The organism is Curtobacterium sp. ABR8 (genome assembly GCF_057812125.1).
This window is the reverse complement of record NZ_CM173818.1, coordinates 2,447,825-2,473,612: the sequence shown is the minus strand read 5'-3', so window position 1 is coordinate 2,473,612 and position 25,788 is coordinate 2,447,825. Positions and strand designations below refer to the sequence as shown.

The following is a 25,788-nucleotide window of genomic DNA, read 5'->3' as shown; positions in this document are numbered from 1 at the left end:
CACACCCGCGACACATCCGCGAGTACATTTCCACGAGACCACGACGAAGGGTGCGACCAGATGACCGACGAGAAGACCGGACGACGCCGCGTACTGCTGAAGCTGTCAGGAGAGGCCTTCGGTGCCGGATCGCTCGGCGTGAACCCCGACGTGATCGGGACCATCGCCAAGGAGATCGCCGTCGCCGCGCGCGAGGTCGAGATCGCGATCGTCGTCGGTGGAGGCAACTTCTTCCGCGGCGCCGAGCTCTCGCAGCGCGGGATGGACCGCGGCCGTGCCGACTACATGGGCATGCTCGGCACCGTGATGAACGCGCTCGCGCTGCAGGACTTCCTCGAGCAGGCCGGTGCCGCGACGCGCGTGCAGTCCGCCATCGCGATGACCCAGGTCGCCGAGCCGTACATCCCGCGGCGCGCCGAGCGGCACCTCGAGAAGGGCCGTGTCGTCATCTTCGGCGCCGGGGCGGGCCTGCCCTACTTCTCGACCGACACGGTCGCGGCGCAGCGGGCACTCGAGATCAAGGCCGACGAGGTCCTCGTCGCCAAGAACGGTGTCGACGGCGTCTACACGGCGGACCCGAAGAAGGACGCCACCGCCGAGAAGCTGCACCACGTGACGTACCAGGACGCGCTCCTGAAGGGCCTCAAGGTGGTCGACGCCACCGCGTTCTCCCTCTGCATGGACAACGGCATGCCCATGCACGTCTTCGGCATGGAGGGCGACGGCAACGTCCAGGCCGCCATCCGCGGGGAGCGCATCGGCACCGTGGTCAGCAACTGACCTGCACCGCTGACTAGACTCGACGCCAGTACCGAAGGAGTAACACCGTGATCAGTGATGTCCTGACCGAAGCCACCGAGAAGATGGCGAAGGCTGTCGAGGTCGCCAAGGACGACTTCTCGACCGTCCGCACCGGCCGCATCAACGCGGCGCTCTTCCAGAAGATCCCGGTCGAGTACTACGGCACGCCGACGCCGCTCGCGCAGCTCGCGTCGCTGCAGACGCCCGAGGCGCGCACGCTCATCGTGACGCCGTACGACAAGACGGCGCTCAAGGAGATCGAGCGTGCCATCGCGACGTTCCCGAACCTGGGCGCCAGCCCGACGAACGACGGTGACATCGTCCGCGTGACGATCCCGGAGCTCACCAAGGACCGCCGCAAGGAGTTCGTGAAGCTCGTGCGGACGAAGGGTGAGGACCACAAGGTCGTCATCCGCAACATCCGCCGCAAGGCCAAGGACGACCTCGACGCACTCAAGGGCGAGATCTCCGACGACGAGATCTCGCGCGGCGACAAGGACCTCGAGGTCCTGACGAAGAAGCACGTCGACCAGATCGACGACTCGCTGAAGAAGAAGGAAGCCGAACTCCTCGAGGTCTGATGCGCCGCCCGGAACAGGGCGGTGAACGCCCCACAGCAGAGCACGGACCCGAGCAGACCGGGCCCGTGAAGAAGGGGCTCCGCCAGGACTTCGATGCGCGTGCCCGAGCGGCCCGCACCGACTTCGAGGCGCAGCTCCGGCAGCGCAAGGCGGATTTCGGCGCGCGCAACGAGGCCCTGACCGCACGGACCGGGCGCAACCTGCCGGCGGCGATCGGCATCGCACTCGCGTTCGCCGTCGTCATGCTCGGCACGCTCCTCATCTGGACGCCGTCGTTCATGGTCGTGGCGGCGTTCCTGCTCGGCGTGGGTGTCTACGAGCTCACGAGCGCCATGCGCTTCGCGGGCCGTGACGTCCCGCGGATCCCGAGCGTCGCCGTCGCGATCGCGATCGTGCCGGCGGCGTTCCTGCTCGGCCAGATCGCGGCACTCTTCACGCTGCTCGGCGGCATCGTCCTGATCAGCCTGTGGCGGTTGGTCGAGGTCGCGGTGTCGCGGCAGAAGCCGTCGGCCGGCAACGTGTTCCGCGACCTCACCAACGGGCTGTTCGTGCAGGCGTACATCTCGCTGCTCGGCGCCTGCGTGGTGCTGCTCTCCGCACAGCCGCAGGGCAACCTCTGGGTGATCGGCTTCATCCTGGTCGTCGTGGCCGTCGACACCGGCGCCTACGCGACCGGGCTCAACCTCGGCAAGCACCCGATGGCGCCACGGATCAGCCCGAAGAAGACCTGGGAGGGCTTCGCGGGGTCGGTCGCGGCGAGCATCGTCGTCGGCATCCTGGTCGCCTGGCTCATGCTCGGACTGCCGTGGTGGACCGGCGTCGTGCTCGGGGTCCTCATCTCCGGGTCGGCCACGTTGGGCGACCTCACCGAGTCGATGATCAAGCGCGACCTCGGCATCAAGGACATCTCGTCCTTCCTGCCCGGGCACGGCGGACTCCTCGACCGCATCGACAGCATCCTGCCGTCGGCTGCGGTCGCGTACGTGCTGTACCTGATCGTCAACCACTGACCGACATCGATCGACCCCGTCGGCCAGCCTGAGCGCCGCCCTCAGCGCGTCCAGGTTGTGCAACGGGTCGGGACTGGCAGAATGACGCCGTGGCCACCACCTTCCCGACCGCAGCCCGCTCCGCCCTCGGATACGACGTCGATGAAGTCGAGCGTTTCCTCGAGGACGCCCGTCGCGCGTACTCCGCCGACGACAGCGCCCCCGGCATCGAGGCCGCGAAGATCCGCGCCACCGCGTTCTCGATGCGGAAGGGCGGGTACTCCACCTCGCACGTCGACGCAGCACTGGAGCGGCTCGAGGACGCTTTCGCCGCACGTGAACGCGAGCGGGAGATCGGCGACGCCGGCCAGAAGGCCTGGTACGCCGAGGCCCGCACGAAGGCCTCCGACGTCGTGGCCCGCCTCGAGCGTCCGGACGGGCAGCGGTTCAACCGGGTGAGCATCCTCGGCACCGGCTACCACCCGAAGGACGTCGACGCGTTCGCCGCCCGACTCGGCGGGTACTTCCGCGAGGGCAAGCCGCTGAGTCTCACCGAGGTGCGGTCCATCGTGTTCCGTCCGAAGCACGGCGGCTACCGCGAGGCCCAGGTCGACGCGCTGCTCGACGCCGTCGTCGAGGTCATGCTCGCCGTCCGCTGACGACGCGCTGTCCCCAGGTGCTTCGCTTTCCGTGATCGTTCCGTTACCCTGGTCCTACTCATGGGCAGGCACACGGCAGACCACAGCTCCGACCGCGATCTCCGCGAGCACCTGAGCCTCAAGGCTTCGGGTGAGCGCCGCGCGGCACTGAACCGAACCCGTACGGCGGACACCTCGGTGCTCCAGGCGAACCCGCAGGTCCTGCCGGAGACCGGCCCGGTCGCGACGCCGAAGTCGGTCGCAGCGAACCGCGTGTCCGACGAACGCATCGCCGCGTTCGCGCACGAGGCACCCGCTGCCCGCGTCGACCCGCGCGCCGCGAAGCAGCGGACCGCGACCGCGCAGCAGTCGACCCAGGGCGCTGCCGCCGCGGTGAACGCCTTCGCACGGAAGCGTTCGTCCGTGCCGGCCTTCTCGTTCGTCGGGGTCTTCCTCTTCGTGGGGGCGTCGCTGTTCAACCCGCTCCAGGCCGACGTCGCACAGGCCGCGGTCGACACCCCGGTGCTCGTGAAGACGCCGCAGGCCCCGCAGCAGTACACCGCGCACGGCACCTACGGCGAAGCCGCCGCAGACCGCGACGGCTACGGCGTTACCGTCCCGGCCCCAAAGGTCGTCAAGCCCGTCGTCGAGGAAGAAGCCGACGACGCCACCACCACCGACGAGACGACCGACGCCGCGGCGACCGAGACCGAGAGCGTCTCCGCTGCGAACACCCTCGCAGCCGTGGCCGCGACGCCCGACGCGGGCAGCGCGCAGGCCATCGCCCTGCAGCTGGTCACCGCCCGCGGCTGGGGGACCGACCAGTACAACTGCCTCGTCTCGCTGTGGAACAAGGAGTCCGGCTGGCGGGTGAACGCCTACAACCCCAGCGGTGCGTACGGCATCCCGCAGGCGCTCCCGGGCAGCAAGATGGCCACCGCCGGCGCCGACTGGCAGACGAACCCCGCGACGCAGATCACGTGGGGTCTCAACTACATCTCCGGGGTCTACGGCACCCCGTGCGGCGCCTGGGGCCACAGCCAGGCGAACAACTGGTACTGATCGGCAACTGGGGTGCCGCGCAGCAACCGGCCGCGGCGTCCCCGCGGTCGCGACGTCGAGCCTGACGAGGACACCGGCCTCGACCGGCTGATGAGTGCGTGGAAGCGCACCGAGGTGCGTCGCGGGCGCGAGTACCTCGTCCAGCCGGTCTCCGCGGCGTCGGCGCAGAAGGAGTACGTCTGCCCCGGGTGCGGCGGCACCGTGCTGCCCGGCACCGCGCACGTGGTGGTCTGGCGCTCCGACGGGGTGCTCGGGGACGCCGCCGACCTGGCATCACGTCGACACTGGCACAACCACTGCTGGAGCATCGCATGACCGACGACGACGGCGAAATCCGTTCCGCCACGCAGCTGCCGGCCAGGCGTACCGACGTCGAACTCGTCACCGACGACCACCTCACGCTGGTCGGTGAGCTCGCCGAACCCGAGACCCGACCGGCACGGGGCACCATCGTGACGCTGCACCCGCTGCCGACCGCGCACGGCTTCATGGACTCGCACGTGCTCAAGAAGGCCGCGGCACGCCTGCCGGCCCTGGCCGACATCGCGGTCCTGCGTTTCAACTTCCGGTCGGTGACCTCGCCACGAGGCACGTCCGAGGGCGTGTTCGGCGAGGGTGTCTCCGAGGGGTTCGACCTGCGCGCCGCCGTCGCCGAGGTCGTCGGCCGCGGCCTGCCGACACCGTGGCTGGTGGGGTGGTCGTTCGGCACCGAGGTGATCCTCAAGCACGCGCTGGAACACGTCGAGGCCGGAACGGTCGCAGGTGTCGTGCTGCTCTCCCCGCCGCTGCACCGCACCACGGACGACGAGCTCGCACGATGGGCGGCCGTGGACGTCCCGGTGGTGGCCCTGGTACCCGAGCACGACGACTTCCTGCAGCCCGACCAGGCGATCGCCCGGTTCGCCGTCGCCCCGAACGTCCGGGTCGTCCCGGTCGAGGGCGCGAAGCACCTGTGGGTGGGGGAGCGGTACGTCCGGATCGTGCTGGACGCGATCGCCGACCTCGTCGTCCCGGGCAGCGCGCCGTTGCCGACGCACTGGCCCGTCTGAGGGGTCAGCGGCCGGCGGCGTCCTCGTCGTCGGTCGTCTCGGACGCGCCGCCCGGAGCGGTCCCCAGCAGCCCGGTCGCGTGCGTCAGCACGCCGCGCAGGTTCTCGAGGTACCCCGCCACCGCTTCGCGCTCGGTGCGGATCGCCGACAGGCGGTCCTCGGCCTCGGCGGTGATGGCGGCGGTGCGCTCCTCGGCGTCCGAGACCATCCGGTGCACGCGGTCCTGGGCGTCGGCGACGATGGTGCGGGCGTGCTCCTGCGCCTCGGCGGTGCTGGTGCGTTCGAGGTCGTCTGCTTCCTGCTGGAGCCGCTCGGCGCGCTCCCGGGCCTCGGTGGCACGGCGGGTGGCCTCGGCGAGCTGCAGGTTCGCCTCGTCGAGGTACTTCTGCGTCTCCGTGACGGTCTCGTGGTGCTTCTGCAGGTAGTCCTGCTCGGCGTCGTCCCGGCGCGAGGCGAGCTCGGACTCGAGGGTCGTGCGGGCCTCGTCGCGCTCGCGGGCGACCTCGGCGCGGGCCTCGTCGCGTTCCTTCGCCAGGTCGGCGCGGGCCGTGTCGATCTCCTGACGGAGGGCGGTGCGCTCCGCCTCGAGCGCGTCGAGTTCGGCGGAGCGACGGTCGGCGATCTCGGTGTCGACCTCGGCGTGCTCGCGTTCGCGGCGGGCGGCCAGGGCGTTCTCGTGCTCGCGGTCCGCGCGCTCGGCGGCGCCCTCGGCCTCGGCACGCTCCCGGGCGATGCGGGTGTCGTGCTCCTCGAGCTCGCGGGCGATCCGGTCGGCGGTCTCCTGCACGAGCCGCTCGTTCTCGATGCGCGTCTGCTCCTCGTCGACACGCAACTGCGCTCGCACCGCCTCGGCTTCCTGCGCGAGGGCGGTGCGCGCCGAGGCGAGCTCCCGGTCCCACTCGGCGCGGGCGGCCGCGAGTTCCTCGTCCACGACGCGGCGGCGGTCTTCGAACTCGCCGTCGATCTCGGCGCGGCGGCGGTCGACCTCCGCCTGCAGCTCGGCGCGACCGGTCTCGATCGCCAGGGCGTGCGCCTGCTGCTGCTCGTCGCGCTCGCGGTGCCACGCGGCGCGCCCCTCGGTGACCTCGCGCTCGAGTGCCTCGCGGCGGGTGGCCTCTTCGTGGTCGAGGTCCGCGACGCGGCGGGCGTGGTCGGCCTCGAACACCGAGCGGCGGTGCTCGGTCTCGCGGTCGAGGTCGGCCGCTGCCGTCCGGGAGTCGGCCGACTCGCGCTGGGCGATCTCGCGCAGCTCGGCGACCTCGTGCTCGACCTGGGCGCGCAGGGCGTTCGTCTCGCGGATGGCGACGGAGCGGACCTCTGCGGCCTCGGTCACGGCGGCGCCGCGGATGGCAGCGGCCTCGTTGCGGGCGTCCTGGGTGAGCAGGCCGGCCTCGGCGCGGGCACGCTCGACGGTGTCGGCGGCCTCGGCACGCGCACGGGTGAGTTCGTTGGTGGAGCGGGTGCGGGCGTCCTCGAGGGTGTCGCGGGCTTCCTCCTGCGCCTCGCGCACGGTGCGGTCGGCCTCGGCACGGCTCGACGCGCGCAGGCGCTGTGCGTCGATGTCCGCCTGGCTGATCAGTCGGGTGGACTGCTCCTCTGCCACGCGCAGGGTGGACTCGAGCCGCGTGCCCAGCCCGCTGTAGGTGGGGGTACCGGCCTCGTCGAGCTCGCCCTGGAGCTCCGAGACGCGGGACTGCAGGAGGCGGATCTCCTTCGCCGCGTCGGCGCGGTCGGTGTTCGACTTGATGAGCTCGCGGCGCAGGTCGTTCAGTGCACGGTCGACGTCGTCGCGGCGGTACCCGCGCAGCTCGGTCCCGAACTCGGCCTCGTCGTTCGCCACGTGTCGCTCCTGGGTGCTCGGCGGAGGGCCCGATCCGGCCCGCGGTCGATTGTAGTGGTGGCCCGACAGGGCCGTCTGAGTCCCGCGACAGCCCGGGTGGATGCGCTGCTCAGCCATGCTCGCTATCCTGAGTCGCTGATTCGCGCGCCGACATCCCCACCCCGGCGCGGTAGGGAGAGTGTTCGTGCGATTCGTCCTGGCGATCGTCAGTTTCGTCATCGGCCTGCTGCTCGTCGCGCTGGCGGTGGGACAGCGGACCGTGTTCGCTCCGCCGTCCTCGCTCGTCGCGGACAGCTCGACCACCAGCTCCGCTCCGGTCACGGTGATCCCCGGGTCGACGCTCAACGCGAACCCCGGCTACCAGCGCATCAACGTCTCCGGATCCGGCAAGGTCTTCGCGGCGTACGGCAAGACGGCCGACGTCGACGCGTGGGTCGGTGACGCCGAGCACACCACGCTCCGGTTCGACGCCGAGAGCGCGAAGCTCGTCGGCAAGACCACCGGCTCCGAGGCGTCCGTCCCGTCGCCGAAGGGCAGCGACCTCTGGTACCAGGAGTACGACGGCTCCGGGCAGTTCACCGTCCGCCTGCCGCAGGACGTCTCCGTGCTCATCGTCAGCGACGGCACCGCCGCCGCGCCGAGTGACGTCTCGGTGACCTGGCCGCAGGACACCGCGACCCCGTCCGTCGGGCCGCTGCTCGTCGCCGGTGGCGTCTTCGCGCTCGGCGGCATCGTCCTGCTGGTCCTCGCGTTCCTGCACCAGCGTCGCGGTCGTGGACCCCGTCGTCGCAGTGGCGGCACCCGGCCGCCGCGCGTCCGGGCCTCGCGCCGCGCCGCGGCCGCCGGCGCCCAGGTCCCGACCCGGGGTCGCCGCGGGTCACGTGCGTTCATCGCGGTCCCCGTGGTGCTCGTCGGCACGCTCGCCCTGGCCGGCTGCTCGTCCGACTACTGGCCGCAGGGCGGAGACCCCTCGCTCGCGACCCCGACCCCGACGGCCAGCGCGACCGGCGCGGCTGAGACGACCGAGCCGACGGCAGCGACCAAGCAGCAGATCACCCGGGTCGTCGAGCGGATCGCCGAGGTGGCGAAGCAGTCCGACGGTGCCCGCGACCGCGACCTGGCGAAGACCCGCTTCACCGGGGCGGCGCTCGACCTGCGCCTGGCGAACTACTCGATCCGCGGCAAGGACTCCGAGGCCAAGGCGCCGCCGGCGATCTCGGCAGGTCAGGTCTGCGTCGCGTTGCCGCAGCAGACCGACACCTGGCCGCGCACGGTCTTCGCGATCGTCGCCGAGGACTGCGACGCCAAGTCGGCACCGCAGGCCCTGACACTCGTGCAGGACACCGCGCGCGACCCGTACAAGGTCGCGTACGACGTCTCGCTCGAAGCCGACGCGAAGATCCCGAGCCTCGCCCCGACGTCCATCGGCGCCGCGCTGCTGGCCCCGCAGTCGAAGCTGCTCGCGATCGCCCCGGACCAGGTCGCGACCGCCTACGGCGACATCCTGTCCAAGGACTCGAAGAGCGAGTACGCCGACCTGTTCGCCACCGAGGGGGACGGTCTCCGTACCACCATCGGCAAGGCGTACAAGGACAAGAAGGCGAAGTCCCTGCCGGACACGGCGAAGATCGAGTACTCGTCCGAGGCCCCGGCGGACTCCGCCGTCGCGATCGCGACCGACGACGCCGGCGCGCTCGTCTCCGCCGACCTCAACGAGATCGAGAAGGTGACCCCGACCGCCTCCGGCGCCGAGGTCAACACCGAGGGCGCCGTCAAGGCGCTGTCCGGGGTGGACACGAGCAAGAAGGGCATCAGCGCCACGTACGGCGTCCAGCTGCTCTTCTACGTGCCGCCGGTCGCCTCGGATGACAAAGTGGTCCTGCTCGGGTTCACGCAGGGCCTGACCGCAGCGAGTGAGGTGCAATGAGCAACATCCCCCCGACCCCGTCCGGGCTCCGCGGAGCCGTGGACCTGTCGTCCCTCGTCGACCGCGCACAGCGGCCGCCCCAGCCGCCTGCCGGTGCTCCGGCGCAAGTGGGCAGCCCGACCGGCGCAGCAGCACCGGGCACCGAGACCGGCGCGGACTTGACGGTCCCGTCGCTCGTGTTCGACGTCACCGACGACACGTTCCAGGACGTCCTGCAGCTGTCGTCCGTGGTGCCGGTGATCGTCGACATCTGGGCGGAGTGGTGCGGGCCGTGCAAGCAGCTCTCACCGATCCTCGAGCAGCTGACCGCCGAGTACGGCGGGCGCGTGCTGCTCGCCAAGGTCGACGCCGACACGAACCCGCAGCTCGTGCAGGCGTTCCAGGCACAGTCGATCCCGACCGTGGCCGCGCTGATCGGCGGGCGCCCGCTCGGGCTCTTCGTCGGGGCGCTGCCCGAGGCGCAGGTCCGCGACGTCTACGAGCAGGTCCTCCAGGCAGCCGAGCAGAACGGCGTCTCCGGTCGCGTCACCGTGGACGGTGCCGGCGCGCCCGAGGACACCGCCGAGCAGGGTGAGCCGGAGCCGGAAGCGCTCCCGCCGCACCACCAGGCGGCCTACGACGCGATCGAGCAGGGCGACTACGCCACGGCGATCGCCGAGTACAAGACCGCGATCCTGCAGGACCCGCACGACCAGATGGCCGTCGCGGGGCTCGCACAGGTGTCGCTCCTGGATCGACTGAACGGCCACACGGCCGACGACATCCGTGCTGCTGCCGGTGCGGGTCCGCAGGACGTCCAGGCGCAACTCGCGGTCGCCGACCTCGACATCTCCGGTGGGCACGTCGAGGACGCCTTCGGGCGGCTGCTCGACCTCGTGCCGACGGTGTTCGGCGAGGACCGTGAGGCACTGCGCGTCCGGCTCGTCGAGTACTTCGAGCTCATCGGGACCGACGACCCGCGCGTGGTCGCGGCGCGCCGTCGCCTGGCGAGCGCCCTGTACTAGACCCGGCACGAGACGGACGGGAGGCCCGGTGCCAGCTGGCACCGGGCCTCCCGTCCGTCTGTCGGTCGCGTCCAGGACGCGGGCCGCAGCTAGCGGGCGAGCTGCAGCCAGACCGCGCCGAGCGGCGGCACCACCAGGTGCGCCGAGGCGGGGCGGCCGGCCCACGGGGTGTCCTCGGCCGTGACGACCCCGAGGTTGCCGACACCGGAGCCGCCGTACTCGGCGGCGTCGGTGTTGAGCACCTCGTGCCACGCACCGGCCTGCGGCAGCCCGAAGCGGCGTTCGACGGGCACGCCCGAGAAGTTCACGAACACCGCCAGCCGGTCGTCGCCGTCCTTGCGCAGGAACCCGAGCGTCGAGTGCGGTGCGTCGCCACCCTCGATCCACTCGAAGCCGTCGGCGGTGCTGTCGTGCGTCCAGAGCGCGGGCGTGTCCTTGTAGACCCGGTTCAGCTCGGCGACGAGGTCCTGCACGCCGCGGTGCCCCGGCTGGTCGAGGAGCCACCAGTCGAGCCCCTTCGCCTCGGACCACTCCGCGGGCTGGGCGAACTCCTGGCCCATGAACAGCAGCTGCTTGCCGGGGTGTGCCCACATGAACGCCAGGTACGCGCGGACGTTCGCGAGCTTCTGCCACTCGTCGCCGGGCATCTTGCCGTACAGGGAGCCCTTGCCGTGCACGACCTCGTCGTGGCTGATCGGCAGGGTGAACTGCTCGCTGAAGGCGTACACGAGCGAGAACGTGATCTCGTCGTGGTGGTAGCTGCGGTACGCCGGGTCACGTTGCACGTACTCGAGCGAGTCGTGCATCCAGCCCATGTTCCACTTCTGGCCGAACCCGAGCCCCCCGGCGCTGGTCGGCTGGGTCACGCCGGGCCACGAGGTGCTCTCCTCGGCGATCATGACGATGCCGGGGTAGCGCTTGTACGCGGTGGCGTTCGTCTCCTGCAGGAACGCGACGGCGTCGAGGTTCTCCCGCCCGCCGTGGATGTTCGGCAGCCAGTCGGTGCGGGAGTAGTCGAGGTACAGGATCGAGGCCACGGCGTCGACGCGCAGGCCGTCGATGTGGAACTCCTCGAGCCAGTACAGGGCGTTCGCGACCAGGAAGTTCCGGACCTGCGGCTGCCCGAAGTCGAACACGTAGGTGCCCCAGTCGAGCTGCTCGCCGCGACGGGGGTCCGGGTGCTCGAACAGCGCGTGGCCGTCGAAGCGTCCGAGGGCCCACTCGTCCTTCGGGAAGTGCCCGGGGACCCAGTCCATGATCACGCCGATGCCGGCGGAGTGCAGGCGGTCGATCAGGTACCGCAGGTCGTCGGGGGAGCCGTAGCGCGCGGTCGGGGCGTAGTAGCCGGTGACCTGGTAGCCCCACGAGCCGCCGAACGGGTGCTCGGCGAGCGGCAGGAACTCCACGTGCGTGAAGCCCGTGTACTGCACGTGCCCGATGAGCTGGTCGGCGACCTCGCGGTACGACAACCCGGGGCGCCACGAGCCGAGGTGCACCTCGTAGACGCTCATCGGCTGGTCGTGCGTGGTCGTCTCCGCGCGCCGCTCCATCCAGGCGCGGTCGCCGTCGGACCACGTGTAGCTCGACTCGGTGATGACCGAGGCCGTCGCCGGCGCGATCTCGGCCTCGCGGGCGAACGGGTCCGCGCGCTCGACCCAGCCGGAGTCGGTGAGGATCTGGAACTTGTACCGCTGCCCGGCGACCGCGCCGGGCCAGAACAGCTCCCAGACGCCGAGGTCGCTCAGGCGGCGCATCGCGGTGGTGCGGCCCTCCCAGCCCTCGAAGTCGCCGATCACGCGGACGGCGGTGGCGCGGGGCGCCCACACGGCGAACGCGACGCCGTCGACCCCGTCGATGGTGCGGACGTGCGCGCCGAGGTGGTGCCAGAGCTGCTCGTCGCGGCCCTCGCCGAACAGGTGCAGGTCGAGCTCGCCGAGCGTCGGGGCGAACCGGTACGCGTCGTCCGTGGTCCAGGTGGCGTCGTCGTCCTCGGAGGACTCGTCGAAGTCGTAGTCGGCCTCGACGCGGTAGCGGCCGAGCTCCTCGGCGGTGGCACCGGCCCAGAGACCGTCGCCCTCGTGCGTCAGTTCGACGTCGTCGCCGTCGAGTCGGACGAGTCGGACCGCCTGCGCCAGGTGGCGCACCACGCGGACGCTCGTGCCGCCGTCGACGGCGTGTGGGCCGAGGACGTCGTGCGGCTGGGACCAGCGACCCTCGGCGACCTGCTGGCGGAGCCACTGTTCGAGCGGTGCCGGACGGGGGCCGGTCCCGTCGGCCGGGGCGGGCTCCGCGGCCGGCGGCGACGGCAGGGCGCCCGACGGGGCGACGGTGGACGGGCCTCCCGGCTGCGGGGCGGCGTCGACGGACGGCACCCGCGGGTGCGTGGCGTCGGCGGGGTGTCCCGCCAGGGTGGCGGACTCGTCGACCCCGCGGTCGGGTGCCTCGCGCGGCGCGGCGGGCGCGCCGGGCAGGTCCTCGTCGGGGGCGGAGACCCGCGGCTCGTAGCGCGGCTCCGGCGACGCGTCGGACGGTGTCCGCGCCGGCACGGGTGGCGGCGGGGGCGGTACCGGCGGGACGGCGGGGCCCCGGCGGGGCGGCGGCTGGGGTGCGGTCGGGTCGTTCGTCATCGGTGCAGTCCTTCCACGACGAGCAGGTGCACGGGTTCCTGGAACGCGTCCAGGCGGACGTAGTTCGACGAGCCCCAGACCCAGCGCTGCCCGGTCACGACGTCGCGGACGTCGAACCGGCTGTCGGCCGGCAGGCCGAGCGCAGCGAGGTCCAGGTGCACGGTGGTCTCGCGCGCCGAGTGCGGGTCGACGTTCGCGACGACGATCACGGTGTCGGCGTGCCCGGAGCGGATGAACTCGCCGGGCAGGTGCTTGGAGTACACGACGGTCGCGGGGTCGTCCGCGGCGTGGACGTGCAGGTTCCGCAGCTGGCGGAGCGCGGGGTGCGCGGCACGGAGCCGGTTGAGCATCGTCACGTACGGGGCGAGGGACGCGCCCTCGGCCTCGGCGAGCGCGAAGTCACGCGGCTTGTACTCGTACTTCTCGTTGTCGATGTTCTCTTCCGAGCCCGGTCGGGCGACGTCCTCGAACAGCTCGTACCCGGAGTACATGCCCCACGTCGGGGCACCGGTCGCGGCGAGCGCTGCACGCACCTTGTAGCCGGCGCGGCCGCCGAACTGCAGGTACTCCGTGAGGATGTCCGGCGTGTTCACGAACAGGTTCGGGCGCAGGTAGTCGCTCGTCTCGTGCGACAGCTCCTCGAAGTAGGACTCGATCTCCTCCTTCGTGTTCCGCCACGTGAAGTACGAGTACGACTGCTGGAACCCCACCTCGGCGAGCGCCCGCATCATCGCCGGGCGGGTGAACGCCTCGGCCAGGAACACGGTGTCGGGGTGCTCGTCGCGGACCTCGCGGATGACGCGCTCCCAGAACCAGAGCGGCTTCGTGTGCGGGTTGTCGACGCGGAAGATCCGGATGCCGAAGTCGATCCAGTGCCGGAGCACGCGCAGGACCTCGGTGACCAGGCCCTCGGGGTCGGAGTCGAACTGGATCGGGTAGATGTCCTGGTAGCGCTTCGGCGGGTTCTCCGCCGTGGCGATCGAGCCGTCGGCGCGCTGCGTGAACCAGTCCGGGTGCTCGGTGACCCAGGGGTGGTCGGGGGAGCACTGGAGCGCGAAGTCGAGCGCGACCTCCATGCCGGTGTTCTTCGCGGTCTCGACGAAGTCGCGGAAGTCGTCCTCGGTGCCGAGGTCGGGGTGGATCGCGTCGTGCCCGCCCTCCGGGGAGCCGATCGCCCAGGGGCTGCCGGGGTCGTTCGGGCCGGGGGTGAGCGTGTTGTTCGGGCCCTTGCGCGCGGTCGTGCCGATCGGGTGGATCGGCGGCAGGTACACCACGTCGAAGCCCATCCGGGCGACGGCGGGCAGACGGCGGGCGGCGGTGCGGAAGTCGCCGCTCTTCCAGGAGCCGTCCGGGTTCTTCTTCGCGCCTTCGCTGCGGGGGAAGAACTCGTACCAGGCGCCGACGCCCGCGCGGGTGCGCTCGACGTCGAGCAGCTGCGTCGGGGAGTGCGTGCGGAGCGAGGTGAGCGGGGCCTCCTCGACCTCGGCCACGATGCGCGGGTCGTCGACGGCGGCCAGGCGCTCGGCCGGGTCGAGGTCGGTGTCGCGCACCGTCGCGGCTGCGCGGGTGGCGGCGGGGGAGTCGGTCTCGTCGGCCAGCCGGTCGAGCAGCAGGGCGCCGTCGAGCAGCGTCGCCTCGGTGTCCACACCGGCGGCGATCTTCAGCCGTGCGGCGTGCAGCCACGTCGCCCAGTCGTCGGAGTACGACTCGACGTGCCAGGTCCAGACACCGACGTGGTCGACCTGGACGGTCGCCTCGTAGCGGTCGGTCCCGGTCGCGCCGAGGGCCAGTGGGACGGTCCTGGTGCCCCCGTCCGGGCGTTCGAGCACGAGGTCGGCGCCGATGATGCCGTGTCCTTCTCGGAAGACGGTCGCACCGAACGTGATCACCTCGCCGTCGAACGCCTTGCCGGGGAACCCGTTCGGCGTCCTCGGAGCGAGTTCGGTGATCGGGATGCGCCCGATCTTCGGTCGGCGGGGTCGGTCTGCGATGGCCACGGAGGCGACGCTACCCGGAAGCCGCCCGGACGTTCCCCGGAACGCGTGTCGTGTGGACAGCTCGTCGGTCGCTCGTGCCGGTGGGGGGACGGACGGGAGGCGCGGGACGGGGCCGCCACGGGCCTCCCGTCCGACCGTCGATCGGGACCACGCTGCGCCCCGCCGTGGTCATCGCGCCCCGACTCTCCGGGGCGCGATGACGTGGACGGGGCGCAGCGCGCGAGCGCGCGAGCGCCCGGCGCTACGCCACCTCGAACAGGTGGATGCCGGGGCCGTACGCGGTGAACACCTGACCGGCGGGGCGGAGCCGCTCGTGGTCGCGGTGCTTCTCGCTCGACCACGCGAGCCGGTAGCCGAGCACGTCCTCGCGGACCGGCAGCGTCAGGTCGCGCGTGCGCCCGCTGCCGTGCACGACGACCAGGACGCGGTCGTACGGCTCGTGTTCGGGCGTCGACTCGGCGAAGTACTGCAGGACGCGGTGCACCGGCTGGTCCCAGCCCTCGACGGTCATCGGGTGCCCGTCCGGCCCGTACCAGGACATCCGCGAGGCGCCCGGGGTCTCCTGCTCCTCGACGCCGAACCGTGTCGGCCGCAGCGCCGGGTGCGCTGCGCGGAACCGTGCGAGGGCGGCGACGGCCTCGGTCATCGTCTCGGCGTCCTCGTCGTCGGACCAGTCCACGGGGGTGAGGTCGTCGGACACCACGTACGCGTTGTTGTTGCCGTGCTGCGTCCGGCTCCGTTCGTCGCCCGCGGTGAGCATCGGCACCCCGGCGGAGAGCATCAGGGTCGCCGCCAGGTTCCGCATCGACCGGCCGCGGGCCGCCCGGACACCGCGGTCGGCGGTGTCGCCCTCGATGCCGTGGTTGAACGAGCGGTTGTCGTTCGAGCCGTCGCGGTTGTCCTCGCCGTTCGCCTCGTTGTGCTTGCCGTCGTAGGACACCAGGTCGAGCAGGGTGAACCCGTCGTGGGCCGTCACGAAGTTGACGCTCGCCAGCGGGCCGCGCTCGGCACCGAAGACGTGACGCGACCCGGTCAGGGCGCCGGCGAGCGCACCGATGCCCGTGTGGGGCATGCCGTTGCGGCGTTCCTCGGCGATGTCGGTGAGCCAGAACTGCCGCACGGTGTTCCGGAACCCGTCGTTCCACTCGCTGGTCCGGGCGCCCGCCGCGCCGAACGAGCCGGTCTTCCATCCGTCGGGGCCGACGTCCCACGGTTCGGCGATGACCAGGGTGTCCTGCAGGTCGGGGTGGTTCCGGATCCGTTCGAGCAGTGGGTGCTGCGGGTCGAACACGTGGTGGGCGTCGCGGGCAAGAGCCGCCATGAGGTCGAAGCGGAAGCCGTCGACCTGCACCTCGCGGGCCCAGTACACCAGGCTGTCGACGATCAGGTCGGCGGTGGCCTCCACCGACGTGTCGAGCGTGTTCCCGCAGCCCGTCGTGTCGTAGTAGGTGTCCCGGAACGGGGGCTGCGCCTGGGTCCACCGGTACCGGTTCGCGCCGTCGATGCCGCGCAGGCTCGTGGTGGGTCCGCCGAGCCCTTCCTCCGCCGTGTGGTTGTAGACGACGTCGAGCACCACCTGGATGCCCGCCTCGTGCAGCAGCCGGACCATGCCCTTGAACTCGCGCAGGACCGCGGACGCGCCCTCGGCCCGGGCCGGTGTCGAGGCGTGGGCGGCGTGCGGCGCGAAGAACCCGAGCGTGTTGTAGCCCCAGGCGTTCTCGCGGCCGGCGTCCCGCAGCCAGTTCTCGGTGTCGAAGGCCTGCACCGGCAGGAGCTCGAGCGTCGTGACACCGATCCGGTGCAGGTGCGCGATGGTGCTCTCGTGCGCCACCCCGGCGTACGTGCCGCGCAGGTGCTCCGGCAGGTGGGGGTTCGCAGCGGTCAGGGTGCGGACGTTCGCCTCGTAGACGACGGCACGGTCGAGCGGGACCAACGGCTTGACGACGCCGCCCCAGTCGAAGGCGTCGTCGACGACGACACTCGTCCAGCGGGACGTGCTGGTCCCGGTGACGGGTCCGGGCCCGGCCCCGGCGTCGGGTCCGCTCTCGTGCGCGCCGGTCGGGGCGATGCCGCGGGCGTACGGATCGAGCAGGGGCCGTGTCGGGTCGAACTCGTTCCGCGGGCCGACGGGGCCGTCGACGAGCAGGTGGTACCGGTCACCGGGGACGACGCCGGGCGTCTCGGCCGCCCACACGTCGGTCGCCGGCAGCCGCTCGAGCGGGTACCGGGTCGACTGCCCGTCCGCTCGCTCGACGACCACGACGACGGCCGTGGCGGTGGCGGACCGCAGGGAGAACCGCGGGACGTCGGCCCCGAGGTCGAACCCCGGGGTGTGGTCGATCGCTGTCTCGTGCACCCGACAAGGGTACGAGGACCGGCGCGTATCCTGGACATCGCTCGTTCCAGGGGGTGCACATGCCGGTCTACCTCGACCACGCCGCGACGACGCCGATCCTGCCGGAGGCGCTCGCCGCGTTCACCGACGCGCTCGGAACCGTCGGCAACCCGTCCTCGATCCACAGCGCCGGGCAGCGCGCGAAGATGCTGCTCGAGGACGGTCGCGCCGCCGTCGCCCGGTCGCTCGATGCGGACACCGTCGAGGTCGTGTTCACCTCCGGCGGCACCGAGAGCATCAACCTCGCCGTGAAGGGCCTCTTCTGGGCGCGCCAGCGCGACCGCGCCCGGCCCCGCATCGTGGTCCCCGGTGGCGAGCACCACGCCACCGTCGACACGCTGACCTGGTTGGAGGCGCACGAGGGCGCCGTCATCGACGTGGTCCCGTTGGACGCGCAGGGTCGCGTCGACCTCGCCGGACTGGAGGCACGACTCGCCTCCGCCGACGAGGTCGCCCTGGTCACGTTCCTGTGGGCGAACAACGAGGTGGGCACCATCCAGCCCGTGTCCCGGATCGTGGACCTCGCGCACGCCGCCGGGGTGCCCGTGCACAGCGACGCCGTCGCCGCCTACGGCCAGGTGCCGGTGTCGTTCGCCGCGTCCGGCCTCGACGCCCTGAGCGTCTCCGCGCACAAGGTCGGCGGACCGGTCGGCATCGGTGCGCTGGTGCTCGGGCGGAAGGCCACCGTCGAGCCCCTCATCCACGGCGGCGGGCAGCAGCGGCAGGTCCGGAGCGGCACGCAGGACGCCCCCGCTGCCGCAGCGTTCGGGGTCGCTGCCACGATGGTCGCCGCCGAGCCGATGCCGCACCCGTCGCTCGTCGCCCTGCGCGACCGGCTCGTCGCCGGTGTCCGAGCGGCCGTGCCGTCCGCCGTGCTGATGGGGGACCCCGACGACCGGCTGCCCGGCAACGCGCACTTCACCTTCCCGGGCTGCGAGGGCGACTCGCTGCTGTTCCTGCTCGACGCGGCCGGGGTCGCCGTCTCGACCGGATCCGCGTGCCAGGCCGGCGTGCCCGAGGCGTCGCACGTGCTGCTCGCGATGGGCCTGTCGGAGCAGGACGCCCGCGGCGCGCTCCGGATCACGCTCGGGCACACCTCGACCGATGCCGACGTCGACGCGTTCCTGGCGGCGCTGCCGGACGCGGTCGCCCGAGCAGGGGCGGCGGGCATGGCGTCGCGGGAGCCCCTGCTCGGGCGGTAGGTCCTCGGCGGTCAGGGTCGGAAGACCGCCCGCACGCACCCGTCGGTCTTCTCCTTGAACATGGCGTAACCGGCGGGACCGTCCGCGAGCGGCATGACGTGCGTGGCCAGGTGCTCCGTGACGATCTCGTCCCGCGCCATCCGTTCGAGGAGCATCGGGATGTACCGCTGCCCGTGCTGCTGAGCGGATCGGAGCGTGAGGCCCTTGTTCATCACCGCACCGAGCGGGAACTTGTCGACGAAGCCCCCGAAGACTCCGAGCACGAAGAGGCTGCCGCCCTTGCGTGCGGCGAAGATCGCCTCGCGGACGGCCGTCGGTCGGTCCGTCTGCAGCCGCAGCTGCTGCTTGAGCTGGTCGTAGGCGAAGTCAGGACCGTCGCGGTGTGCCTCCATGCCGACCGCCTCGATGCAGACGTCCGGGCCACGCCCTCCGGTCAGTTCGCGGAGCTCGGCCGTCACCTCGCTGGTCTCGTAGTTCATGGTCTCGGCGCCGATGACCTGTTCGACCTGCGTCAGTCGCTCCTCGAAGCGGTCGATCACGATGACGCGTTCGGCGCCGAGCAGCAGCGACGCGCGCGCCGCCATCTGTCCGACGCCGCCGGCGCCCCAGACCGCGACGGTGTCGCCGGGCCGGACGCCCCCGAGGTCGGCTCCCATCCACCCCGTCGGAGCGGCGTCGGAAGCGAAGAGCGCCCGCTCGTCACTGACCCCGTCGGGAACCGTGAAGGCGCCCTGGTCTGCGTACGGCACCCGGATGTACTCGGCATGGCTCCCGGCCCAGCCGCCCAGTGCGTGCGAGTACCCGTAACAGCCGCCGGGGGCTTGACCCCAGAGCATCTCGGGGATGCCCGCGTTGGGGTTCCCGTTGTCACAGAGCGAGAAGAGCTCGTTTCGGCAGTACCAGCACTTCCCGCAGCTGATGAACGAGCAGACCACGACGCGGTCCCCGACCGTGTGCTCGGTGACGGCCGACCCGACCTCGACGACCTCGCCGATGAACTCGTGTCCCAGCACGTCTCCTGCTCGCATGGTCGGGACGTAGCCACCGAGCAGGTGCAGGTCGGATCCGCAGGTCGTGCTCAGCGTCACCTTGACGATGGCGTCATGGGCGTTGAGGATCTCGGGATCGTCGACGTTCTCCACGGAGAGTTCGTTCACTCCGGTCCAGCACAGCGCCTTCACAGCACACCCTCGCCCTTCGCGTCGTCTTCTGCTTCGTCGACCGCGCCGCCGAGCAGTGTGCGCGGACGGTCTCCGTGCGGTCTCGGGGTCGCGCGCAGCACCTCGCCGGTCTCGAAGACCTGCTTGGCGTCGCGCAGCGCTGCCCGCAACGCCGTGTCCGGATCGCCGTCCACCCCGGTGTCCGCCCCCGCCCGGACCCGAGCGTGCACCTCGAACCCCTTGTCCCCGGGTGCCGGATCGATCCGGATCTCGAGCGACTCGGACAGACGCTCCAACGGCTCGGGGTACCCGCCGCGCTCGAAGTCCTCGGCCGCTCCCAGGATCGTGACCGCCTTCCACCCGTCCGGGTGTGCACCGTCGCCGTCCGAACCCCGTTCCTTCTTCACCAGGGAGCGGGCGACGAGGCCCGCCGCGATCCCCGCGACGCCGACGCCGACTGCTGCGGCCGCTCTGCCCGCCATGATCACGCCGCCGTTCCGGGCTTGAGGACGACCTTGGTCCACCCGTCGTCGCGGTTGTCGAAGTGCTCGTAGGCATCTGGTGCCTGGTCGAGCGGCAACTCGTGACTGACGATGAACGACGGCGTCGCCTTGCCAGCGGCGATCAGGTCGCGGAGCCGTCGGTTGTACTTCTTGACGGGGGCCTGTCCGGTGCCCATGGTCTGGCCCTTGAACCAGTGCAGTCCCATGTCGAACGCGATCTGCCCCTGCTTCGCCAGTTCGTCGCCGGCGCCCGGGTCCTGCGGCACGAACACGCCGACCGTGCCGATCCGACCCGTGAACCGCACCGACTGCACCAGACGGTTGAGCGTGAGGTTCGGTTGCTCGTCCCCACCGGGGTCGTGCGCCTGGTAGCCGACGCACTCGCACCCGTTGTCGGCGCCGAGCCCCATGGTCTCCTCGAGGACGGCCTGCACCGGGTCGACCTTCGAGTCGTCGATGGCGATCGCGCCGATCGACTCCGCCAGCCGGAGCCGGTCCGGATGCCGATCGACGACCATGACCTTGCTCGCACCCCGGATGGTGGCCGACAGGGCGGCCATCAGGCCGACCGGTCCGGCGCCGTAGACGACGGTCTGGTCGCCCGGCTGCACCCCAGCCATCTCGGTCGCGTGGTAGCCCGTCGGGAAGATGTCGGCCAGCATCACGTAGTCGGCGGACCGCTCCTCTGCGTCCTCTCCCAGTCGGAGACAGTTGAAGTCACCCCACGGCACCCGCAGCAGTTCGGCCTGGCCGCCGGCCCACGGACCCATGTCCGCGAACCCGTACGCCGCACCGGCCCACTCCGGGACGGGCTGCGCGGTCAGGCAGTAGTTGGTCAGACCCCGCTCGCAGTTCTTGCAGTGCCCGCACGCCACGTTGAAGGGGAGGACGACGTGATCCCCGACCGAGACCTTGTCGACGCCGTCGCCGACCTCGATCACCTCGCCCATGTTCTCGTGACCGAACCACCGTCCGGTCTCGAAGCTGGTGCGTCCTTCGTACATGTGGAGGTCCGACCCGCAGATGTTGGTCGTCGTGACGCGCACCAGCACGTCGGTGGGGCGTTCGATGCGCGCATCCGGTACGTCCTGCACCGTGACGCTGCGCGGCCCCTCGTAGACAACGGCTTTCATGTTCGTCTCCTCACGTGCGTGACGTGCCCTGGAACGCGTCGTGGGCCGGTTGACCACGCGACACCCTCATGTCACGCCCCGCAGCACGGGAAGGCCATCGGCAGACATGCCCACGCGGCCTGCAGCGATCTGAGCGCCGTACCCCGCTCGGCGTGCTACACCGGGAACCGACGGTTTTCGGACAGTCCTTCGATTCCCGCTGCCCATGGTCCTGAGGTGGTCGAGTTCCGTGACACGCACTGCTGCACACCTGTTCGCCGAGATCGCGGCGCGCCCCGGACCCGTCCACGACCGTGCCCAGGCACTGCTGGACGAACTGCACCACCACGTCCCCTTCGACGGCGCGTGGATGGCGCTGGCCGATCGCGGGGGCACGGGGTACAGCGCCGTCGCGAGCACCGACCTCGACGCGGCGAGTGTCCGCTACCTGAGCGGTCCCCAGATGGCGCACGACATCGAGATGACCGGTGCCGACCGCGAACGGCCGCCCACCAGCTTGTCGGACCTGCCCTACGCGTCGGCGGACCTGCGGTCGTGGGCGGAGTGCCTGCTCCCCGCGGGGTTCCGCGAGGCGCTGTCGGTCGCGTTGTTCGAGGACGGGGGCCGGCACGTGGGCTTCATGACGGTCCTGTTCCGGAGTCCCGCCCCGCCGTCGCAGACCCTCCGCCGGCGACTCGCCCGACTCGTGCCGGAGCTCGCGTCGGGTATCGACCCGGTCCGGTCGGTCGCTGCGTCGGCAGCCTTCGTCAACGGGGTCAGATCGGGCGTCGTGCTCCTCCCGGGCCACGGGGTCACCAGCATCCCCGGCCTGTCCGACGACGAACTCCTCACCACGGGTTCGGCGCTCGTCGCCGCGGCCAGGGACGCCATCGGCGACGGGCAGGACTACGCCTCGTTCCTGTGGCCGCGCGGACGACGGCAGTCGCCGGAGGGCTACGTCCGGGTGACGGTGCTCGCCTGCGAACGCGATCTCGAGGCGCTGGCCTGCGGGGTCGTCGTGCTCGCACCCGCCACCCACCTGCGGGGTCTCACGCCGCGGGAGCTCGAGGTGCTGGGCCACGTGATCGAGGGGTGCTCCAACCTCGAGATCGCTCGAGCGCTCGCCATCGCGCCCCGCACGGTGGCTGCGCACCTGGAGCACATCCTGGTCAAGCTCGACGCCACGTCGCGCACGCTCGCCGCGGTCCGCGCCGAGCGGGCCGGGCTCTACGTCCCCCTCGCGCGAGCCCGGCCCGGGTGAGCACCGCGGAGCGGTACCCGAGCACCTGCACGACAGCACGAGCAGACCGTCGTCGAGAGAGGAACCGTCATGTCCCACTTGTCCGTGAAGGCCGGTGTCGCCGCGATCGTCGGCGGAGCAGCCGCGGTGATCGCCGCGCTCCTCGGTGTCCCCGATCTGTCGCCCCTGCTGGGCTGGGCGATCGCCTCCGGGGTGTTCCTCGTCTGGGCGTGGTCCGAGGCCTGGCAGGCCGGTCCCGAGCGCACCCGTTCCCTCGCTCGCCACGAGGACCGATCGCGGAAGCTCGTCGACGTGCTGGTCATCGCCGCGACGTTCCTCAGCCTGGTGCTGGTGATCTTCGCGCTCGTCCGCAGCCAGCAGAAGGACCCCGTCGGGTCCGCTGCGGCGATCCTCGCGGTGGTCGGCGTCGTGGCGGCGTGGGCCGTCATGAACACCGTCTTCGCCTTCAAGTACGCGCGCATGTACTACCTCGACGACAGCCACCGCTTCGACTTCGACCAGGACGAGGACCCGTCCTACAGCGACTTCGCCTACACGGCGTTCTTGATCGGGATGGCGTACAGCGCGAGCAACATCACCCAGTCGTCCACGCCCTCGCGCCGCATCGCCCTGGGCCACGCGCTGCTGTCCTACTTCTTCGGCACCTTCGTGGTCGCGGTCGCCATCAACCTCATTACCGGCCTCACCCAGGGAGGGTGAGGCGGGCCGCTGGTCGGTCCGACGAGGCGGCCTCGCGCCGGTAGGATCGGTGACCATGGTCGAACTGGACTTCACCGAGCAGCTCTCCGCCCTCCGCGAGACCTTCGGCAACATCCGCTCGGTGGTCGACGTCGACCGCCTGCAGCGCGAGATCGCCGACCTCAGCGAGCAGGCGGGTGCCCAGGACCTCTGGGACGACGTCGAGCACGCGCAGCAGGTGACGAGCGCGCTCTCGCACCGCCAGTCGGAGCTGAAGAAGATCACCGACACCGAGCGACGCATCGACGACCTCGAGGTGCTCGTCGAGATGGCGAACGAGGGCGACGACCAGGACTCCGCCGACGAAGCCGTCGCGGAACTCAAGGCGATCCAGAAGACGATGGGCGACCTCGAGGTGCAGACGCTCCTCGACGGTGAGTACGACGACCGTCCCGCAGTGATCACCATCCGTGCCGGGGCCGGCGGCGTCGACGCCGCGGACTTCGCCGAGATGCTCATGCGCATGTACCTGCGGTACGCCGAACAGCACGGCTTCAAGACCACCGTCATGGAGACCTCCTACGCCGAGGAAGCGGGCATCAAGTCCGCCACCTTCGAGGTCGACGCGCCCCACGCGTTCGGCACCCTGTCGATCGAGGCCGGCACGCACCGACTCGTCCGCATGTCGCCGTTCGGTGCGGCGGGCAAGCGGCAGACCTCGTTCGCCGCGGTCGAGGTCATCCCGCTCATGCCGGAGACGATGGTCATCGACATCCCCGAGAACGACATCCGTGTCGACGTCTTCCGCTCGTCGGGCCCCGGTGGGCAGTCCGTCAACACGACCGACTCCGCGGTGCGCCTGACGCACATCCCGACCGGCACCGTCGTCTCGATGCAGAACGAGAAGTCGCAGATCCAGAACCGTGCGGCCGCCATGCGCGTGCTGCAGTCGCGCCTGCTCCTCCTGAAGAAGGAAGAGGAGAACGCGAAGAAGAAGGAGCTCGCCGGCAACATCACGGCGAGCTGGGGCGACCAGATCCGGTCCTACGTGCTGGCGCCGTACCAGATGGTCAAGGACCTGCGGAGCGAGCACGAGGTGAACAACCCCTCAGCCGTGTTCGACGGCGATCTGGACGGCTTCATCAACGCCGGCATCCGCTGGCGCAAGCAATCCGTCGACGCGTAGGGGGTCGTGAGCCGCGCGCCTGGCTTGTTTTCCGAGCGGGGCGACCTACCCTGATCCGGTCATGATCAAATTCGACCAGGTCACCAAGGTCTACTCGGGCAACCCGAGTCCGGCGCTCGACAACCTCACCCTCGAGATCCTCAAGGGCGAGTTCGTGTTCCTCGTGGGCGCCTCGGGTTCCGGCAAGTCCAGCTTCCTGCGCCTCGTGCTCAAGGAGGAGAAGCCCTCCCGCGGCCAGATCCACGTGCTCGGGCAGCGCCTCGGCTCGCTGGCGTCGCGGAAGGTCCCGTACTTCCGACGGAACCTCGGCGTCGTCTTCCAGGACTTCCGACTCCTGCCGAACAAGAACGTGTTCGACAACGTCGCGTTCTCGCTGCAGGTGATCGGCAAGAGCAAGGGCTTCATCAGCGAGGCCGTGACCGACGTGCTGAAGCTCGTCGGTCTCGCCGGCAAGGCGACCCGCATGCCGCACGAGCTCTCCGGTGGTGAGCAGCAGCGCGTCGCGATCGCCCGCGCCGTCGTCAACAAGCCGGCGATCCTGCTGGCGGACGAGCCCACCGGCAACCTGGACCCCACCACGTCCGCCGGCATCATGGCGCTCCTCGAACGCATCAACCAGGGAGGCACCACCGTGCTCATGGCGACGCACGACGCCAGCATCGTGAACCAGATGCAGCGTCGGGTCATCGAGCTGTCGAACGGCACCGTCCTGCGCGACGAGCAGTCCGGCGGCTACCAGACCCAGGCGGTCCCGATCCAGCGCGGCACCGTGTCGAACACCACCGGCATCCAGACCATCCCGGGGCTCATCCGATGAGGCTCGGACTCGTCATGTCCGAGGTCGGCTCGGGCCTGCGGCGCAACGCGTCGATGGTCGTCTCCGTCGTCCTCGTGACCTTCATCTCGCTCACCTTCGTGGGCACGGCGATCCTGCTGCAGATGCAGATCAACCAGATGAAGGGGTACTGGTACGACCGGGCCCAGGTCGCCGTCTACCTGTGCACCGACACCGACACCACCGGCAACTGCACGGGCGCGAAGGCGACCGAGGACCAGCGGAAGCAGGTCCAGGCCCAGCTCGACTCGTCGACCCTCAAGCCGTACATCGAGAAGACGTACTACGAGGACCAGGACCAGGCGTTCACCCGCTTCAAGGAGCAGTTCAAGGACTCCGCGGCGACCGAGTTCGTCAAGCCCGAGTACCTCAACGAGACCTTCTGGGTGAACCTGAAGAACCCGTCGCAGGCCGATGTCCTCGTCGAGAGCCTGTCGAAGGTCGCCGGTGTGCAGAGCGTCGTCGATCAGCGGGGGTACCTGCAACCGATCTTCAACCTGCTGAACGCGTCGTCGTACACGGCGATCGGCATCGCGGCGCTCATGCTCGTCGCCGCCGTGCTCCTCATCGCGACGACGATCCGGTTGTCCGCGTTCAGTCGCAGGCGAGAGCTCGGCATCATGCGACTGGTCGGTGCGTCGAACCGGTTCATCCAGACGCCGTTCGTGCTCGAGGGCGTGATCGCCGCCGCCATCGGAGCCGTCCTGGCTGGTGGTGCCATCACCGCAGTGGTGTGGTTCTTCGTCCGGAACTTCCTGGCCGAGCGCTTCACCGGCACGGCGTTCATCGGCATGGGTGACGCAGCGATCGTGGTGCCGGCGGTGATCGTCATCGGGGTGCTGCTCGCCGCGGTGTCGGCGTCGATCGCCATCCGCCGCTACCTCAAGGTCTGACCCGGCGCGCCGGGAAGGTGCGGAGGGCTTCTGCTGTTGGGTAGTCTG

General features: G+C 70.9%; 22 protein-coding genes. 15 read left to right on the top strand and 7 right to left on the bottom strand.

Translation table 11 applies throughout. The features are described 5' to 3' along the window. Positions 1-60 precede the first annotated feature (60 nt). The 7 genes from pyrH (at position 61) to ACXKZB_RS11740 (ending at position 5,120) form a co-directional block, all read left to right on the top strand. Positions 61-780, top strand: a complete 720-nt coding sequence (gene pyrH / locus ACXKZB_RS11770) for a UMP kinase (RefSeq protein ID WP_071406376.1) — start codon at positions 61-63, stop codon at positions 778-780. Between the two features lie 47 nt (positions 781-827). Then, on the top strand, positions 828-1,382 hold the full coding sequence (frr, locus tag ACXKZB_RS11765; protein WP_123312302.1) for a ribosome recycling factor: 555 nt from the start codon (positions 828-830) through the stop codon (positions 1,380-1,382). Between the two features lie 65 nt (positions 1,383-1,447). Next, positions 1,448-2,392 carry a phosphatidate cytidylyltransferase gene (locus tag ACXKZB_RS11760; protein WP_340196886.1) on the top strand — a complete coding sequence of 315 codons (945 nt, stop codon included), beginning with the start codon at positions 1,448-1,450 and terminating at the stop codon, positions 2,390-2,392. 89 nt (positions 2,393-2,481) lie between these two features. Continuing rightward, on the top strand, positions 2,482-3,030 hold the full coding sequence (locus ACXKZB_RS11755) for a DivIVA domain-containing protein (protein WP_123312303.1): 549 nt from the start codon (positions 2,482-2,484) through the stop codon (positions 3,028-3,030). A 60-nt stretch (positions 3,031-3,090) separates the two neighbouring features. Continuing rightward, positions 3,091-4,071 carry an aggregation-promoting factor C-terminal-like domain-containing protein gene (locus ACXKZB_RS11750; RefSeq protein WP_488823243.1) on the top strand — a complete coding sequence of 327 codons (981 nt, stop codon included), beginning with the start codon at positions 3,091-3,093 and terminating at the stop codon, positions 4,069-4,071. A gap of 12 nt (positions 4,072-4,083) precedes the next feature. Beyond that, a complete protein-coding gene (locus tag ACXKZB_RS11745; protein WP_260233004.1) occupies positions 4,084-4,386 on the top strand; it encodes a hypothetical protein in 303 nt (100 codons plus the stop codon). Beyond that, entirely contained in the window at positions 4,383-5,120 is a 738-nt protein-coding gene (locus ACXKZB_RS11740; protein WP_488823242.1) for an alpha/beta hydrolase, read from the top strand. Before ACXKZB_RS11745 ends, ACXKZB_RS11740 begins: the two co-directional genes overlap by 4 nt. A gap of 4 nt (positions 5,121-5,124) precedes the next feature. Here ACXKZB_RS11740 and ACXKZB_RS11735 read toward each other — a convergent pair whose 3' ends face one another. Further along, complete coding sequence (locus ACXKZB_RS11735) at positions 5,125-6,960, bottom strand: coiled-coil domain-containing protein (protein ID WP_488823241.1); 1,836 nt, start codon at positions 6,958-6,960, stop codon at positions 5,125-5,127. Positions 6,961-7,144: 184 nt separating this feature from the next. On the opposite strand from ACXKZB_RS11735, the gene ACXKZB_RS11730 reads away from it, so the two are divergent. Further along, on the top strand, positions 7,145-8,887 hold the full coding sequence (locus ACXKZB_RS11730) for a DUF8094 domain-containing protein (RefSeq protein ID WP_222657917.1): 1,743 nt from the start codon (positions 7,145-7,147) through the stop codon (positions 8,885-8,887). Next, positions 8,884-9,891: a tetratricopeptide repeat protein gene (locus tag ACXKZB_RS11725; RefSeq protein WP_488823240.1), complete on the top strand. Its 1,008-nt coding sequence runs from the start codon at positions 8,884-8,886 to the stop codon at positions 9,889-9,891. Before ACXKZB_RS11730 ends, ACXKZB_RS11725 begins: the two co-directional genes overlap by 4 nt. 89 nt (positions 9,892-9,980) lie before the next feature. Here the strand turns inward: ACXKZB_RS11725 and glgB are convergent, their stop codons facing one another. The 3 genes from glgB to ACXKZB_RS11710 all read right to left on the bottom strand — a co-directional run bounded on the left by glgB (position 9,981) and on the right by ACXKZB_RS11710 (position 16,871). Next, a complete protein-coding gene (gene glgB, locus ACXKZB_RS11720; RefSeq protein ID WP_488823239.1) occupies positions 9,981-12,518 on the bottom strand; it encodes a 1,4-alpha-glucan branching protein GlgB in 2,538 nt (845 codons plus the stop codon). Further along, on the bottom strand, positions 12,515-14,515 hold the full coding sequence (locus ACXKZB_RS11715) for an alpha-1,4-glucan--maltose-1-phosphate maltosyltransferase (RefSeq protein ID WP_488823238.1): 2,001 nt from the start codon (positions 14,513-14,515) through the stop codon (positions 12,515-12,517). Before ACXKZB_RS11715 ends, glgB begins: the two co-directional genes overlap by 4 nt. A gap of 241 nt (positions 14,516-14,756) precedes the next feature. Next, positions 14,757-16,871, bottom strand: coding sequence for a glycogen debranching protein (locus tag ACXKZB_RS11710; RefSeq protein ID WP_488823237.1), 2,115 nt, complete (start codon positions 16,869-16,871; stop codon positions 14,757-14,759). 59 nt (positions 16,872-16,930) lie between these two features. Between ACXKZB_RS11710 and ACXKZB_RS11705 the strand changes: the two genes are divergently transcribed. Beyond that, positions 16,931-18,112: a cysteine desulfurase family protein gene (locus ACXKZB_RS11705; protein ID WP_488823236.1), complete on the top strand. Its 1,182-nt coding sequence runs from the start codon at positions 16,931-16,933 to the stop codon at positions 18,110-18,112. Positions 18,113-18,123: 11 nt separating this feature from the next. Here the strand turns inward: ACXKZB_RS11705 and ACXKZB_RS11700 are convergent, their stop codons facing one another. Genes ACXKZB_RS11700 through ACXKZB_RS11690 form a run of 3 tightly spaced genes read right to left on the bottom strand, consistent with a single transcriptional unit; the run spans position 18,124 to position 20,908 of the window. Then, positions 18,124-19,254 carry a zinc-dependent alcohol dehydrogenase gene (locus ACXKZB_RS11700; RefSeq protein ID WP_488823235.1) on the bottom strand — a complete coding sequence of 377 codons (1,131 nt, stop codon included), beginning with the start codon at positions 19,252-19,254 and terminating at the stop codon, positions 18,124-18,126. A 35-nt stretch (positions 19,255-19,289) separates the two neighbouring features. Continuing rightward, positions 19,290-19,754 (bottom strand): hypothetical protein, encoded by a 465-nt coding sequence (locus ACXKZB_RS11695; protein WP_488823234.1) that lies wholly within the window; start codon positions 19,752-19,754, stop codon positions 19,290-19,292. A gap of 2 nt (positions 19,755-19,756) precedes the next feature. Next, positions 19,757-20,908: a glutathione-independent formaldehyde dehydrogenase gene (locus ACXKZB_RS11690; RefSeq protein ID WP_488823233.1), complete on the bottom strand. Its 1,152-nt coding sequence runs from the start codon at positions 20,906-20,908 to the stop codon at positions 19,757-19,759. A gap of 229 nt (positions 20,909-21,137) precedes the next feature. On the opposite strand from ACXKZB_RS11690, the gene ACXKZB_RS11685 reads away from it, so the two are divergent. The 5 genes from ACXKZB_RS11685 to ftsX all read left to right on the top strand — a co-directional run bounded on the left by ACXKZB_RS11685 (position 21,138) and on the right by ftsX (position 25,740). Continuing rightward, positions 21,138-22,148: a response regulator transcription factor gene (locus ACXKZB_RS11685; protein WP_488823232.1), complete on the top strand. Its 1,011-nt coding sequence runs from the start codon at positions 21,138-21,140 to the stop codon at positions 22,146-22,148. 69 nt (positions 22,149-22,217) lie between these two features. Next, on the top strand, positions 22,218-22,847 hold the full coding sequence (locus tag ACXKZB_RS11680) for a DUF1345 domain-containing protein (protein WP_263091537.1): 630 nt from the start codon (positions 22,218-22,220) through the stop codon (positions 22,845-22,847). Between the two features lie 55 nt (positions 22,848-22,902). After that, on the top strand, positions 22,903-24,012 hold the full coding sequence (prfB, locus tag ACXKZB_RS11675) for a peptide chain release factor 2 (protein WP_111086442.1): 1,110 nt from the start codon (positions 22,903-22,905) through the stop codon (positions 24,010-24,012). Between the two features lie 61 nt (positions 24,013-24,073). Further along, positions 24,074-24,829 (top strand): cell division ATP-binding protein FtsE, encoded by a 756-nt coding sequence (gene ftsE, locus ACXKZB_RS11670; RefSeq protein ID WP_111086441.1) that lies wholly within the window; start codon positions 24,074-24,076, stop codon positions 24,827-24,829. Continuing rightward, positions 24,826-25,740 (top strand): permease-like cell division protein FtsX, encoded by a 915-nt coding sequence (gene ftsX, locus ACXKZB_RS11665; RefSeq protein ID WP_222657911.1) that lies wholly within the window; start codon positions 24,826-24,828, stop codon positions 25,738-25,740. Before ftsE ends, ftsX begins: the two co-directional genes overlap by 4 nt. The last annotated feature ends 48 nt before the right edge of the window (positions 25,741-25,788 follow it).

Bases quoted from the DNA above. Each gene is read 5' to 3' on its own strand.
- pyrH (WP_071406376.1), top strand. From the start codon at position 61: ATGACCGACGAGAAGACCGGACGACGCCGCGTACTGCTGAAGCTGTCA.
- ACXKZB_RS11750 (WP_488823243.1), top strand. From the start codon at position 3,091: ATGGGCAGGCACACGGCAGACCACAGCTCCGACCGCGATCTCCGCGAG.
- ACXKZB_RS11740 (WP_488823242.1), top strand. From the start codon at position 4,383: ATGACCGACGACGACGGCGAAATCCGTTCCGCCACGCAGCTGCCGGCC.
- ACXKZB_RS11725 (WP_488823240.1), top strand. From the start codon at position 8,884: ATGAGCAACATCCCCCCGACCCCGTCCGGGCTCCGCGGAGCCGTGGAC.
- glgB (WP_488823239.1), bottom strand. From the start codon at position 12,518: ATGACGAACGACCCGACCGCACCCCAGCCGCCGCCCCGCCGGGGCCCC.
- ACXKZB_RS11705 (WP_488823236.1), top strand. From the start codon at position 16,931: ATGCCGGTCTACCTCGACCACGCCGCGACGACGCCGATCCTGCCGGAG.
- ACXKZB_RS11695 (WP_488823234.1), bottom strand. From the start codon at position 19,754: ATGGCGGGCAGAGCGGCCGCAGCAGTCGGCGTCGGCGTCGCGGGGATC.
- ACXKZB_RS11690 (WP_488823233.1), bottom strand. From the start codon at position 20,908: ATGAAAGCCGTTGTCTACGAGGGGCCGCGCAGCGTCACGGTGCAGGAC.
- ACXKZB_RS11680 (WP_263091537.1), top strand. From the start codon at position 22,218: ATGTCCCACTTGTCCGTGAAGGCCGGTGTCGCCGCGATCGTCGGCGGA.
- prfB (WP_111086442.1), top strand. From the start codon at position 22,903: ATGGTCGAACTGGACTTCACCGAGCAGCTCTCCGCCCTCCGCGAGACC.
- ftsE (WP_111086441.1), top strand. From the start codon at position 24,074: ATGATCAAATTCGACCAGGTCACCAAGGTCTACTCGGGCAACCCGAGT.
- ftsX (WP_222657911.1), top strand. From the start codon at position 24,826: ATGAGGCTCGGACTCGTCATGTCCGAGGTCGGCTCGGGCCTGCGGCGC.